13 protein-coding genes are annotated in these 12,500 nt (G+C 62.7%); 8 read left to right on the top strand and 5 right to left on the bottom strand.

What is annotated here, in order from left to right:
* The first annotated feature begins 121 nt into the window (after positions 1-121).
* The 4 genes from LOY37_RS11705 (at position 122) to LOY37_RS11690 (ending at position 4,034) form a co-directional block, all read left to right on the top strand.
* A complete protein-coding gene (locus LOY37_RS11705; RefSeq protein WP_045198511.1) occupies positions 122-454 on the top strand; it encodes a DUF6124 family protein in 333 nt (110 codons plus the stop codon).
* Between the two features lie 444 nt (positions 455-898).
* Positions 899-1,411 (top strand): DUF4880 domain-containing protein, encoded by a 513-nt coding sequence (locus LOY37_RS11700; protein WP_258716950.1) that lies wholly within the window; start codon positions 899-901, stop codon positions 1,409-1,411.
* Between the two features lie 49 nt (positions 1,412-1,460).
* Positions 1,461-2,609, top strand: a complete 1,149-nt coding sequence (locus tag LOY37_RS11695; protein ID WP_258716949.1) for a M14-type cytosolic carboxypeptidase — start codon at positions 1,461-1,463, stop codon at positions 2,607-2,609.
* Between the two features lie 108 nt (positions 2,610-2,717).
* A complete protein-coding gene (locus tag LOY37_RS11690) occupies positions 2,718-4,034 on the top strand; it encodes an alginate export family protein (protein WP_258716948.1) in 1,317 nt (438 codons plus the stop codon).
* Here the strand turns inward: LOY37_RS11690 and LOY37_RS11685 are convergent.
* The 3 genes from LOY37_RS11685 to LOY37_RS11675 form a co-directional block, all read right to left on the bottom strand.
* Positions 4,031-4,528, bottom strand: a complete 498-nt coding sequence (locus tag LOY37_RS11685; protein WP_258716947.1) for a PaaI family thioesterase — start codon at positions 4,526-4,528, stop codon at positions 4,031-4,033. The genes LOY37_RS11690 and LOY37_RS11685 overlap by 4 nt on opposite strands.
* A 109-nt stretch (positions 4,529-4,637) precedes the next feature.
* Positions 4,638-6,047, bottom strand: coding sequence for an amino acid permease (locus LOY37_RS11680; RefSeq protein WP_258716946.1), 1,410 nt, complete (start codon positions 6,045-6,047; stop codon positions 4,638-4,640).
* Positions 6,048-6,160: 113 nt separating this feature from the next.
* Entirely contained in the window at positions 6,161-7,651 is a 1,491-nt protein-coding gene (locus LOY37_RS11675; protein WP_258716945.1) for an aldehyde dehydrogenase family protein, read from the bottom strand.
* Between the two features lie 150 nt (positions 7,652-7,801).
* On the opposite strand from LOY37_RS11675, the gene LOY37_RS11670 reads away from it, so the two are divergent.
* A complete protein-coding gene (locus LOY37_RS11670; RefSeq protein WP_045196844.1) occupies positions 7,802-8,719 on the top strand; it encodes a LysR substrate-binding domain-containing protein in 918 nt (305 codons plus the stop codon).
* A 79-nt stretch (positions 8,720-8,798) separates the two neighbouring features.
* Entirely contained in the window at positions 8,799-10,049 is a 1,251-nt protein-coding gene (locus LOY37_RS11665; protein ID WP_213601542.1) for an aspartate aminotransferase family protein, read from the top strand.
* On the opposite strand, the gene LOY37_RS11660 is transcribed toward LOY37_RS11665, so the two are convergent.
* On the bottom strand, positions 10,046-10,681 hold the full coding sequence (locus LOY37_RS11660) for a metalloregulator ArsR/SmtB family transcription factor (RefSeq protein ID WP_258716944.1): 636 nt from the start codon (positions 10,679-10,681) through the stop codon (positions 10,046-10,048). The two genes, LOY37_RS11665 and LOY37_RS11660, sit on opposite strands and share 4 nt — an antisense overlap.
* Positions 10,682-10,756: 75 nt before the next feature.
* On the opposite strand from LOY37_RS11660, the gene LOY37_RS11655 reads away from it, so the two are divergent.
* Positions 10,757-11,245: a DUF2938 domain-containing protein gene (locus tag LOY37_RS11655; protein ID WP_258716943.1), complete on the top strand. Its 489-nt coding sequence runs from the start codon at positions 10,757-10,759 to the stop codon at positions 11,243-11,245.
* 9 nt (positions 11,246-11,254) lie between these two features.
* Here LOY37_RS11655 and LOY37_RS11650 read toward each other — a convergent pair whose 3' ends face one another.
* Positions 11,255-11,542 carry a hypothetical protein gene (locus LOY37_RS11650; protein WP_258716942.1) on the bottom strand — a complete coding sequence of 96 codons (288 nt, stop codon included), beginning with the start codon at positions 11,540-11,542 and terminating at the stop codon, positions 11,255-11,257.
* A 172-nt stretch (positions 11,543-11,714) separates the two neighbouring features.
* On the opposite strand from LOY37_RS11650, the gene LOY37_RS11645 reads away from it, so the two are divergent.
* Complete coding sequence (locus LOY37_RS11645; RefSeq protein ID WP_045196835.1) at positions 11,715-12,146, top strand: hypothetical protein; 432 nt, start codon at positions 11,715-11,717, stop codon at positions 12,144-12,146.
* Positions 12,147-12,500: the final 354 nt, after the last annotated feature.

Here is a 12,500-nt window from a genome sequence, read left to right as displayed (position 1 = left end):
ATACGGACTGCCTTCTGGCGCTCAATACACATATTGTAGTATTTAAACAATAGTCATAACTACAGAGCGTATTAATATCTGCCAACACCTTTCATCGCTTACCCAAACAGCAGGCAGACGCATGAAACCGATATCCCCTGAAACGGACCTCAGCCTTGATTCCGAAGCATTAAGTAACAGTGATGCCGCCCGGCGCGCGCTGGATTACTACCTCAACCCGGCACCGGTGACCTTTGGCCCCGACGAGCCGCTGCTGGTCGCCCGTGAGGGCCTCAGCAGCGCCCAGGCCACCGCCCATGCCAGCAATATATTGCGCTGCGCTGCCGCCACCGCCTACGAATCGGCTGACGGCATGCAAGGCGTACCGCGCGACCTGGCGCTGGCGTCGATGCACATGATCAACATGGCCAGGGCCATGCTCGAGCGCACGGCAGCCAATCAGGAGCATTCCTGAGCCTGTTGCAGAACGTTACGTGGGAGTCGACCTAAGGCGGGTGCTGGTGTCCGCCGGTCAGGAGGGAGCGCACTGCGTAAAAGTTTTTACGCAATGACAGAAAATTCATTTGACTTGCAAATGATAACGATTATTATTGCTCACAACTGGTCGCGAGACTGGTTGGATAAACTGAAAGCCCTTAGGTCGGACTCTCAGATTATCTCCTCATCAGGCTAATCACGGTTTTTGACCCGGCTTTTTGCCGGGTCTTTTTTTGGTCTTCAGGCTAATGAAGATGGGTGTTGCTTGAATGGCCGCGATGATAGCAAATGAATGTCGCACAGTGAATGGTTGTAACAGCGCTTTACGGAATTAGCACTTGAGAATCAATCTCGTTACGAATAAGCTGTTGCAGCGTCAAGGAAGACGCCCCCACTCCACCGACCAGCAAGGAGCTTGTACATGACCCGTCTGTTGCTGCCCCTTGAACACAATCCCCTTTCCCACCATCTGGCGGACGATGCCCTGCTTCAGCGCCTGAAAAAGCTGCCGCGCCGCGTTCAGCAGGTATTCCTCCTCAGCCGCCTCGATCAACTGTCGTTCGCCAGCATTGCCGAGCGCCTCGACCTGCCGGCCATCACTGTCGAGCGCCACATGAACCAGGCGCTGCAGATTGCCCGCGAAGAGCGCGACGCCCTGGCGAGCATCGCCGGCCAGTGGTACGTACGCCTGCAAAGCCCGGACGTGACGGCCAGCGAACGCATCGATTTTCGCCGCTGGCTAGACAGCGCCCCGACACACCGCGAGGCGTTCCACGCCACCGAGCTGCGCTGGCGCTCGCTGCTGGCTCCGGCGCGCCAACTGGGCGAGGACGGCTGGTACCGGCAACCACGCGCCGCGCTGTCGCTGGGCGGTTGCTCGGTGGCCATCGGCCTGGGCCTGGCGGCATTGGCAGCGATCGGTTTCTGGTCCTGAGCCAGGCGTGTAGAGTAGTTGCCACAACAACTCTACATGGAGCCTGGTGATGACCGTGACGCTGTCCCCCCTGCACATCGACTGCGATTTCGATTCCGGCAACATCCTCGTCAAGGATGCCAGTGACCCTGCACGGGTGCGCCTGGAGATCCGCCCCGACACCCGCAGCGAGCACTTCCAGTGGTTCCACTTCAAGGCTGCGGGGCTGACCCCGGGCCAGACCCATGGTTTTGTCCTGGAAAACGCCGGTGCCTCGTCCTACCACGAGGCCTGGAGCGGTTACCAGGCCGTGGCCTCCTACGACCAGCAACAGTGGTTCCGGGTGCCCACCACTTTCGACCGCAAGGCCCTCGAATTCAGCCTCAAGGCCGAACAGCCCCAGGCCTGGTTTGCCTATTTCGAGCCCTACCCGCGCGCGCGCCACAATCAGTTGATTGAACGCGCCACCAGCCTGCCTGGCGTTGAACTGCTGGCCACCGGCCGCAGCGTCGAAGGCCGTGACATCCAGTTGCTGCGCGCCGGCGACGGCGCCGCAACCAAGCGCAAACTGTGGATCATCGCCCAGCAGCACCCGGGTGAGCACATGGCCGAGTGGTTCATGGAGGGGGTGATCGACCGCCTGCAAGACAATGACCCGACGATCCAGGCCTTGCTGCAGGAAGCCGACCTGTACCTGATCGCGAACATGAACCCCGACGGCGCCATCCACGGCCACCTGCGCACCAACGCCAAGGGCCAGGACCTGAACCGCGCCTGGCAGGATGCGAGCATCGACAAGAGCCCGGAGGTATTCTTCGCCCAGCAGCAGATGAAGCTGCACGGCGTCGACCTGTTCCTCGACGTGCACGGCGACGAAGAAATCCCCCACGTGTTCACCGCCGGCTGCGAAGGCAACCCCGGCTACAACGCGCGTATCGCTGCCCTGGAAACCACCTTCCGCGACAGGCTGTGCAAGCGCACCGTGGACTTCCAGCAGGTCCATGGCTACCCGCGCTCCGCCCCTGGCCAGGCCAATATGACCCTGGCCTGCAACAGCGTCGGCCAGGCCCATGACTGCCTGTCGCTGACCCTTGAGATGCCGTTCAAAGACCACGACGACGCGCCCAACGCCGAAACCGGCTGGAACGGCCAACGCAGCAAGGACCTGGCCAGCGCCGTGCTCGACGTGTTCGCGAAGATGGCCGCTACCCTGCGCTAAACCTGCTGGCGAGCAGGATCAACCGCCCTGGCAGGCAAAGCAAAGACCTGCCGGGGCCTTCGAACCCTAAATGGCGGCCACCAACGCCTCCTTTAGGGAACCTGCGCCATGACCACCCGCCTCCCCCATTTGCTCAAGGGCACCAGCCTCAGTCTGCTGCTGGCCCTGCCCCCGGCTCAGGCACTTGAGCTGTATGCCGATGACGACACCCACCTGAACGCCAACTTCCTCGCCGTGTACGGCCTGTTCAACAGCCGCAAGAATTACGACGGCACCCCAGGCGGCTCGACCTGGCGCGAAGGCTTTATCAAATATGGCTTGAGCGCCGACCAGCGCCTGGGCGAACTGGGCACGGTTTACGGCACCGCCAACCTGGTCAGCTCGGCGACCTGGGGCGACGGCGATGCTGCCGGCATCAGCGATGGCAGCGAACGCACGACTAAATTCGACGAAGCCTTCGCCGGCTGGCGCTCGGGCAAACTGATCCCGGCACTGGGCGAGGATGGCCTGGACCTGTCGTTCGGTCGCCAGGTCATCACCCTCGGCGATGGCTTCATCATCAACGACGACGGCCTGAACTTCGGCAAGGGCCCGGCCGACGGCGAGCTCAATCGCGGCGGCGCCTATTATCTGGCCGCCCGCCATGCTTTCGACAAGACCGCAGTACTGCGCCTGGGCGCCAAGGATGGCCTGCATGGCAGCCTGTTGTGGATGAAGTCGGACAACCGCGCCCAGGCCAACAGCGAACTGGCCGCCGGCACCCTGGCCTACAGCGCTGCCCCCGGCACCCTGGAACTGACTTACATTCGCGGCCTGAATGTCGATGATCGCTATGCCAGCGAGTTCCAGAAACAACGTGAAGGCATGGACATCTACAGCCTGCGCGGCGCCGGTGATGCCGGGGTCGAGAACGCGCATTTCGCCTTCGAATATGCCTGGCAAAACAAGCACGCAGGGCCGGAGAAAGCCTGGTACGCCGAAGCCGGCTACACCTTTGCCGAGGTGCCCTGGCGCCCGGACCTGACCTACCGCTACAGCCGCTATTCCGAAGGCTGGGACTCGATGTTCAACGGCATGAACCGCGGCTACGGCACCTGGTTCCAGGGCGAGGTCACGGGCAACTATTCAGGCCCGTTCAACAGCAACAACGACGTGCACTTTGTCGGCCTCAAGGCCACGCCTGTGGAGGCCCTGACCCTGGGCGTGCTGCTGTTCAACTACAAGACCCTGCACGAGCGCGGCACGCTGAACCTCGACGGCCGCGAGCTGGACCTGTACGCCGAATGGGCGGTCAGCGAGCACCTGATCATCAGCCCGCTGCTGGGCCTGTACCAGCCGCGCAAGAGCAGCGATGACGGCGGCAACCAGGTTGGCGGCAATGGCACCAACGTCTACAGCCAGTTGACCATTGCCGTGCCGTTTTAAGCGGTGCCGTGGGCCTTGTGCTTGAGCTTTTCGGTGTCGACCCGGACGAACACCGAGTCAGCGCTGACGGTCAGCACGTCGTCGGCCCAGACTTCGCAGATCACCCGGCTCTTGCGCCCCACTTCACCCTCGACCCGGGCCTTGAGCAGCAGCTCGACGCCCATCGGCGTGGGTTTCAGGTAGGTCAGGCTGAGCTGGCCGGTGACGCAGTCGATACGTGGCAGGCCGCCCGGCTCGCGGCCTTCGGCGCGGTAGTGGTAGGCCATGGCGGTCCAGTTCGAATGGCAGTCGACCAGCATCGCCAGCAAACCGCCATAGACCAGCCCCGGCCAGCCGAGGAAGGTGCTGTCGGGCGAGTGGCGGCACAGCAGGTGGATACCGTCGGCGTCCCAGTGGCTCTTCAGGTGCAGGCCGCTGGGGTGGGAACAGCCGCAGCCGTAGCAGACGCCTTCGGGGGCGGCCAGTTCCTGCAGGGATAAGGCTTGGGTACTCATAGGCTTCCTGATTGTCGGTTTTTTAAAGGGAAAGCAACGCCGATAGTAACGCCGGACAACGAAAAAGCCCATGAACCGGTCATGGGCTTTTGCCGTGCCAAGCGCCGCGCTAGAGGCCTTTGGCCGATACCGCCGGGCTGCTGGCCGGCTCGCTGGCCGGTGTTTTACGGCGGGTCAGCGAGATCAGCAGGATGGCCAGGGTCACCCCCGCGGTCATCAGGGTTTCATAGCGGTAGGCCGGGCTGATCAGCATGTAGCCGAGCACCAGGGTAATCAGGCCGATGACCAGCCAGGTCAGCCACGGGAACAGCCACATCTTGAACGCAAGCTCGGTGCCCTGGCGATCAGTGATGGCGCGCATGCGCAGTTGCGACACGGCGATCACCAGGTAGACCAACAAGGCGATGGCGCCAGTGGTCGAGAGCAAAAAGCCGAAGACCTTGCCGGGGAACACATAGTTGACCAGGCAACCGGCAAAGCCTGCGAAGGTCGAGAGAATCACCGCCACGGTCGGCACGCCATTGCCGGAGATACGCTTGGTCATCTTCAGCGCCTCGCCCCGCGAGCCCAGCGAGTAGAGCATGCGCGAGGCGGTATAAAGCCCCGAGTTCATGCAACTGGTCACCGCCACCAGCACCACCAGGTCGACCATCAGCTTGGCGCCCGGCACGTTGAGCACTTCCAGCACGCGCTGGAACGAGCCAACGGCCTTGAGGCCCGGGTCGTTCCAGGCCACCAGCGAAACGATGAAGAAGATCGAGACGATGTAGAAGATCGCGATGCGGTACACCACCAGGTTGGTGGCCCTGCGGATCTTGTCCTTGGGGTTGGACGTTTCGTCGGCGGCGATGGTGACGATCTCGGCGCCGAAGAACGAGAAAATGGTCACCAGCACACCGCCGAGCACCGCGCCAAAGCCGTTGGGCATGAAGCCGCCAGTGGCCCACAGTTGCTGCACGCCGGAGACTTCGGCCAGTGGCCAGAAGCCGAACACCGCCAGGGTGCAGACGCCAATAAAGGCAAGAATGGCAATGACCTTGATCAGCGCGAACCAGTACTCGAACTCGCCGAAGTTCTTCACGCTGATCAGGTTGGTGCCCGACAGCACGATCATGATCAGAAAGGCGAACAGCCACGACGGCACGCCGGGGAAGTAGGCATGCAGGATATCGGCACCGGCAATCGCCTCGACCGGAATGATCAGCACCCAGAACCACCAGTACAGCCAGCCGATGGTAAACCCTGCCCAGGGCCCGATGGCCTGGCTGGCGTAGGTGGAGAACGAGCCGCTGTTGGGGTTGGCGATAGCCATCTCCCCGAGCATACGCATCACCAATAGCACCAGCAGGCCGGTCATGGTGTAGGAGATCAGAATGGCCGGCCCGGCGGTGGCGATGGCCGTGGACGAGCCAATGAACAGCCCGGCGCCGATGATCCCGGCAATGGAGATCATCGACACCTGGCGCGAGGTCAGACCGTGTTGCAGCGAACGCTGTTTCTTTTGTTGTAGCGATGCCATGGGTAACCCTCTACTGCTTGTTCTTGTACGGTGGTGTTCTGATCGCGGGTCAAGCCCGCTCCCACAGAGATCACCTCCCCTGTGGGAGCGGGCTTGTCCCGCGATAGGGCCCGTCAGTCGAAGACAATCCCCTGCGCCAACGGCAGCTCGCGGGAATAGTTCACGGTATTGGTCTGCCGGCGCATGTAGGCCTTCCACGAATCCGAGCCCGACTCACGGCCGCCACCGGTTTCCTTCTCACCGCCAAACGCCCCGCCAATCTCCGCACCGCTGGTGCCGATGTTGACGTTGGCAATCCCGCAGTCACTGCCCGCGGCACTCTGGAAGCGTTCAGCTTCGCGCAAGTCGGTGGTGAAGATGCACGACGACAGGCCTTGCGGCACTTCGTTGTTCAGGCGCAGGGCTTCTTCGAATTCGTCGTAGGCCAGCACGTAGAGGATCGGTGCGAAGGTTTCATGACGAACCACGGCGCTCTGGCCAGGCATCTCGACGATCGCCGGGGCCACGTAGTAGGCGTTCGGGTACTGGCCCTGCAACTGGCGCTCGCCGCCAAACACCTGGCCGCCTTCATCGCGGGCCTGGGTCAGGGCATTGTGCATGGCGCTGTAGGACTGCTTGTCGATCAGCGGACCGACCAGGTTGTCTTTACGCGGGTCGCCGATACGAACCTTGGCATAGGCGGCTTTGACCCGGGCGACCACTTCGTCCTTGATCGAGCGATGGACGATCAGCCGGCGCAAGGTGGTGCAGCGCTGGCCAGCAGTACCGACGGCGCTGAAGAGGATGCCGCGCACGGCCAGATCCAGGTCGGCACTCGGTGCAAGAATCATCGCGTTGTTGCCACCGAGTTCGAGGATGCTGCGGCCGAAACGTGCAGCCACCCGCGGGCCGACTTCACGGCCCATGCGGGTGCTGCCGGTGGCGCTGACCAGCGGCACGCGCGGATCATCGACCAGCGCTTCGCCGGCCTCACGATCACCGATGATCAACTGGCTCAGGCCTTCTGGCGCATCACCAAAGGCTTTCAGGGCTTTTTCGAACAGCGCCTGGCAGGCCAGCGCGGTCAGCGGGGTTTTCTCCGACGGCTTCCAGACCACGGCGTTGCCGCACACCAATGCCAGGGTGGTGTTCCAGGCCCAGACCGCGACGGGGAAGTTGAAGGCGCTGATCACTCCAACCACGCCCAACGGGTGCCAGGTTTCACGCATATGGTGGCCCGGGCGCTCGGAGGCGATAGTCAGGCCATAGAGCTGACGCGACAGGCCGACGGCGAAGTCGCAGATGTCGATCATTTCCTGCACTTCGCCCAGGCCTTCCTGGGTGATCTTGCCGGCTTCGATCGACACCAGCTCGCCGAGCTCGGCCTTGTGCTTGCGCAGCACTTCGCCGAACAGCCGCACCAGTTCGCCACGCCGTGGCGCCGGCACATCACGCCAGCGCAAGAAGGCCCCATGGGCGGCGTCGATACGACGGGTTACCGCCGCTTTGTCTTCCAGGATAAGCGCTGCGATCTGGCTGCCGTCGATGGGCGTAAAAACAGCATGAGTGCCGCCGTTATATAAACTTTCAGGCACGCCCAAACGGGTAAGTAGTTCAGCAACCATCTTATTATTCTCCTACAGCGGATACGGGTTGAAATCGTTGATGCAGGTCAGTATTAATCTATAGGGCCGCTGCTCACAAACGACCTTTTAGAAGCACATGATTCCGTAACGGAATGACCTCATCTCTTTTTCGCCAGGTTGACCCCGCCCATGTCCAAACGCCTGATGCCCTCCACCACCGCCCTGCAGTGCTTCGAAGCCGCCGCCCGGCACCTGAGTTTTACCCGTGCAGCCCAAGAGCTGCACCTGACCCAGAGCGCGGTGAGCAAGCAGGTCGCGCAGCTTGAAGAGATGCTCTCGCACCCGCTGTTCCAGCGCATCCGCCGGCGCCTGCACCTGACCCCGGCCGGCGCCCTGTACCTGGCCGAGGTGAACAAGATCCTGGTGCAACTGGACATGTCCAGCCGCTACATCCTCAGTTATGGCGGTGAGACCGAAGTGCTGCGCATCGCCACCCAGCCGACCTTCGGCGAGCGTTGGCTGGTGCCCAACCTCAAGGGCTTCGGCGAGCGCCATCCGCGTATTCACCTGGACATCCGCAACGAACTGGAACCCTTCGACCTGGTTCAGGCCAAGGCCGACATCGCCTTCTTTTTCGGCCAGGGCACCTGGCCCGGGGCAACCTGCATCGAGCTGTTCAAGGAGCAGGTGGTGCCGGTGTGCGCCCCGGACCTGCTGGCCCGGCAGCACTTCGACAGTGCCGAATCACTCACCGAACACCGCCTGCTGCAGTGCACCTCGCGGCCCGAGGCCTGGCATGAGTGGTTTCTCGGCCAGGGCCTGCACAGCCAGAACAGCTACCACGGCCCACGCTTCGACACCTTCTACATGTGCATCCGCGCCGCCCAGGCCGGCTGCGGCATCGCCCTTGTCCCGCGTTATCTGGTGGCCGAGGAGCTGGCCGAAGGCAAATTGGCGATCCCCTGGAACCACCCGAAAACCAGCGAGGGCTCGCATTTTATCGCCCACGCCGAGCATGCCGCCGAGGTACCCAAGGTTCGCGCCTTTGTCGAGTGGATCGTTGAGCGCGTGGGCAGTGGCGGGCAAGTTCCGGAATTGAAGGAATGATTGCAATCCTTTATTTCGTTTGCACTGAATAACCGCGGCTCGCTTAGATAATAAGAAACTGCAGCGAGGCCGCGGGCAAATGAGTCACGAAACTATTAGCCAGTCTATTTCCGTAGTTCACCCTATTACACTGTCACACGGTAAAAACGCGGAAGTCTGGGACACCGACGGCAAACGCTATATTGATTTTGTTGGCGGTATTGGCGTGTTGAACCTGGGCCACTGCCACCCGCGAATTGTTGCCGCCATCCAGACGCAGGCCACGCGCCTGACCCACTACGCCTTCAACGCCGCCGGGCATGAGCCCTACATCGAGCTGATGCACCGGCTGGCGCAGTTCGTGCCAGTGTCTTACCCGCTCAGTGGCATGCTCACCAACAGCGGTGCGGAAGCTGCAGAAAACGCCCTGAAGATCGCTCGCGGTGCCACCGGCAAGACCGCGATCATCGCCTTTGACGGCGGCTTTCATGGCCGCACCCTGGCGACCCTCAACCTCAACGGCAAGGTCGCGCCCTACAAGCAACGCGTCGGCGTGCTGCCGGGGCCGGTGTATCACCTGCCCTTCCCCAGCCAGGACACCGGGGTGAGCACCGAGCAGGCGCTCGAGGCCATGCAGCGCCTGTTCAGCGTCGAGATCGACGTCAATGACGTGGCCGCCTTCATCTTTGAACCGGTGCAGGGCGAGGCCGGCTTCCTGGCCATGGAACCTGCGTTCGCCCAGGCCCTGCGCAGCTTCTGCGACCAGCACGGGATCCTGCTCATCATCGATGAAATCCAGTCGGGTTTTGGCCGCACCGGCCAGCGCTTCGCCTTCCCGCGCCTGGGCATCGAGCCGGACCTGCTGTTGCTGGCCAAGAGTATTGCCGGCGGCATGCCGCTGGGCGCGGTGGTCGGGCGCAAGGCGCTGGTCGACAACCTGCCCAAAGGCGGCCTGGGCGGTACCTACTCCGGCAACCCTATAGCCTGCGCCGCCGCGCTGGCCACCCTGGATGAAATGAGCGATGCCAACCTGGCAACCTGGGGCGAGCAGCAGGAAGCGGCGCTGCTCAGGCGCTTCGAACGCTGGCAGGCCAACAAACTTTCACCTTACCTGGGCCGCCTGACCGGCACCGGCGCGATGCGTGGCATCGAGCTGGTCAACGCCAATGGCAGTCCGGCCACGGCGCAGCTGGCACACCTGCTGGCAGCGGCCAGGAGCGCCGGCCTGCTGCTGATGCCCAGCGGCAAGGCGCGGCACATCATCCGCTTGCTGGCACCGCTGACCATCGAGCCTGAGGTGCTGGAAGAAGGCCTTGATATCCTCGAACGCTGCCTTGGCGAGCTGGCTTAACCCTGCAGCGGCCCGGGCCACTGCTCAACGCCCGCAAGGTAATGACGCGCCTTGAAGCCCCCGGCTTTCAGGGCCGTCACCGCATCGCGGGAAAACACGCACCAGGGCCCACGGCAATAGGCGACCACTTCCTGGCTGGCCGGCAGCTCACCCAGGCGCTGCTGCAATTCGCTGAATGGAATATTGATCGCCCCCGGCAAGTGCCCCTGGGCAAATTCCTCGGCCGGGCGCACATCGAGCAGGGTCACGCTGTGCTCCTGCAAACGCTCAAGCAGCTCTTCCCTGCTGATCCCTTCCAGCTGTTCAGGCGCACTCAGGCTATCGCTCATCAGCTCGCGGATCGCCGCACGGTTGAACGCGGCCAATTGCCCGAGCGCCGCCAGCACCTCGGTGATCGGCCCGGCGCTGAGCCGGTAGAGCACGCGCTTGCCATCACGGCGGGTCTGCACGAAGCCGGCGCGGCGCAAGTGCTGCAGGTGCTGGGAGGCGTTGGCCACCGACAGCTCGCACTGCTGGGCCAGTTGCTCGACGGCCCGCTCACCGCCCGCCATCTGTTCGAGCAGGTTCAGACGATGGGCGTGGCCAAGAGTCCGCGCCAGCTCGGCAATCTGCTGGTGTTGCTGGGTTTTCATATCAGTCATTGACAGCAAGGTAGCATTGGCCAATCATTCAATCAATCTATTGAATGTTATTAAAAGGAGTACGCCATGCTTGAAGGATTGACCCTTGCGATACTGATTGGCGTGACGGCCACCGCCATTGCCGATCTCTGGTCACTGTTCCAGCTGCGCGTGCTGGGCATGGCCGGGCCGAACTGGGGTTTGGTCGGTCGCTGGATCGGCCATATGCCGCGCGGGCAGTTCGCCCACCAGAGCATCGCCAAGGCGCCTGCACTGGCCAACGAGCGGCTGATTGGCTGGAGTGCGCATTACCTTATCGGGGTGATATTCGCCGCTTTGCTGCTCGCCCTCTGCGGGCTGGAGTGGGCGCAACAGCCACGGTTTGTGCCAGCATTTGTGCTTGGCCTGGCGACCGTGGCGGCGCCCTACCTGATCATGCAGCCCGGCATGGGCGCCGGTGTCTTTGCCTCGAAAACCCCCAAGCCGAATCTGGCGCGGGCACGCAGCCTGCTGGCCCATGGGGTGTTCGGCGTGGCCTTGTACCTGGCCGGGTTGCTCTGGGCCGGGCTGTTGTAGCCCAACTGATTACAGGCCCAGTTCTTCGGGCGTGAGCATGTCGCTCTCGAACGCAATCCAGCCGCCTTCCAGCTCGGCGTGGCCGTTGACGATCGGACCGTAGTAGGTCAGGCCGTTATCGAGGGTCACGCAGATGTGCGTCGCCTTGTCCGGAGCGGCCAGGGCACCGACAAAGTGGACCTTCTTCAGCGTCTCGGTAACGGCTTCAAGACCCACCCGAATTGCAACGTTTTCCACCGCTTCAACGTCTGCATGCAGGTCGTCGCTGACGGTTACGGTGGCTGTGTAGTTGTACATGGTCGAACTCCAACGACAATTCTATCGGCGTCTGCTGACGCTCACGGGCGCATAGGGTAATGGAGCGGCCCGGAAAAAGCCCGCGCCTATCGACGAGGCGACGCACGAAGGTACCCTCGGCCCGCCCCGGCTGGTATTGTGCCCCCCGGTAAAACCTGTCAGAGGAATGACATTGAGTGCTGAACAGAACCTGACCTCGGACATGTTCGAGGTCGACAAGCGCCTGGGGCTCAAGCCCGTGGTGGATTTCAACAACTACCTGCAAAAAGCCTTCGGCGACGGGCCTTGCACCTGTATCCGCTGCCGCACCAGCGGCGGTGACGAAACAGGCTACGAGTACCAGCACACCTTCGTGCTCGACGGCCAGACGCTCAACCGGCGCTTTGCCAACACCGCGGGCAGCGATGTGCTCAATGCACTGAAGAAGGCCTGGCTTTCGTACACCAAGGCCGATCTGCCGGCGCTGGGTGCGCTGGACCTGAGCGCAGTGAAAGGTTTTGTTGAACCGCAGCTGCACAAGCGCCTGCTGCCGTTGTTCCTGGCCAGCGGCCTGGTGCGTGAAATCGACGGGCAGTGGATGCTGCAGGTGCAAGCCGGCGATTGAGTGCTTGGGGCTGCTTGTGCAGCCCATCGCCGGCAAGGCCGACTCCCACAGGTAGCGTAGGCTTTTAGAGGCGCGAGCTGATCCATTGGCGATGCTGCTCACACCTCACCTTTGCTTCTAGATGTACGTAATTGCAGACGCCACCTATCGTCCCTTGCAGAAGGCCGAGTGGAACCCTTGCGTAGTGGGGCGACGGCCATGGATGGCCGGCGAGCGCCGTAGGGCCAGGGACGGCCCTTCGGCGCGCCCCCACGGGAGCAAGGGTGGAAGGAGGGAACCCGGAGCGCAGCGCAGGGCCGATGAAGGGACAGGGCGTTTTTGGTTACTTTTGCCGCCAAGCAAAAGTGACCCGCC

The organism is Pseudomonas sp. B21-012 (assembly GCF_024749305.1).
GTDB lineage: Bacteria > Pseudomonadota > Gammaproteobacteria > Pseudomonadales > Pseudomonadaceae > Aquipseudomonas.
This window is presented reverse-complemented; position numbering and strand designations above follow the sequence as displayed.

What these genes read in the sequence shown, in the direction of transcription:
- LOY37_RS11705 (WP_045198511.1), top strand. Translation starts at nt 122, where the DNA reads ATGAAACCGATATCCCCTGAAACGGACCTCAGCCTTGATTCCGAAGCA.
- LOY37_RS11700 (WP_258716950.1), top strand. Translation starts at nt 899, where the DNA reads ATGACCCGTCTGTTGCTGCCCCTTGAACACAATCCCCTTTCCCACCAT.
- LOY37_RS11695 (WP_258716949.1), top strand. Translation starts at nt 1,461, where the DNA reads ATGACCGTGACGCTGTCCCCCCTGCACATCGACTGCGATTTCGATTCC.
- LOY37_RS11690 (WP_258716948.1), top strand. Translation starts at nt 2,718, where the DNA reads ATGACCACCCGCCTCCCCCATTTGCTCAAGGGCACCAGCCTCAGTCTG.
- LOY37_RS11685 (WP_258716947.1), bottom strand. Translation starts at nt 4,528, where the DNA reads ATGAGTACCCAAGCCTTATCCCTGCAGGAACTGGCCGCCCCCGAAGGC.
- LOY37_RS11680 (WP_258716946.1), bottom strand. Translation starts at nt 6,047, where the DNA reads ATGGCATCGCTACAACAAAAGAAACAGCGTTCGCTGCAACACGGTCTG.
- LOY37_RS11675 (WP_258716945.1), bottom strand. Translation starts at nt 7,651, where the DNA reads ATGGTTGCTGAACTACTTACCCGTTTGGGCGTGCCTGAAAGTTTATAT.
- LOY37_RS11670 (WP_045196844.1), top strand. Translation starts at nt 7,802, where the DNA reads ATGTCCAAACGCCTGATGCCCTCCACCACCGCCCTGCAGTGCTTCGAA.
- LOY37_RS11665 (WP_213601542.1), top strand. Translation starts at nt 8,799, where the DNA reads ATGAGTCACGAAACTATTAGCCAGTCTATTTCCGTAGTTCACCCTATT.
- LOY37_RS11660 (WP_258716944.1), bottom strand. Translation starts at nt 10,681, where the DNA reads ATGAAAACCCAGCAACACCAGCAGATTGCCGAGCTGGCGCGGACTCTT.
- LOY37_RS11655 (WP_258716943.1), top strand. Translation starts at nt 10,757, where the DNA reads ATGCTTGAAGGATTGACCCTTGCGATACTGATTGGCGTGACGGCCACC.
- LOY37_RS11650 (WP_258716942.1), bottom strand. Translation starts at nt 11,542, where the DNA reads ATGTACAACTACACAGCCACCGTAACCGTCAGCGACGACCTGCATGCA.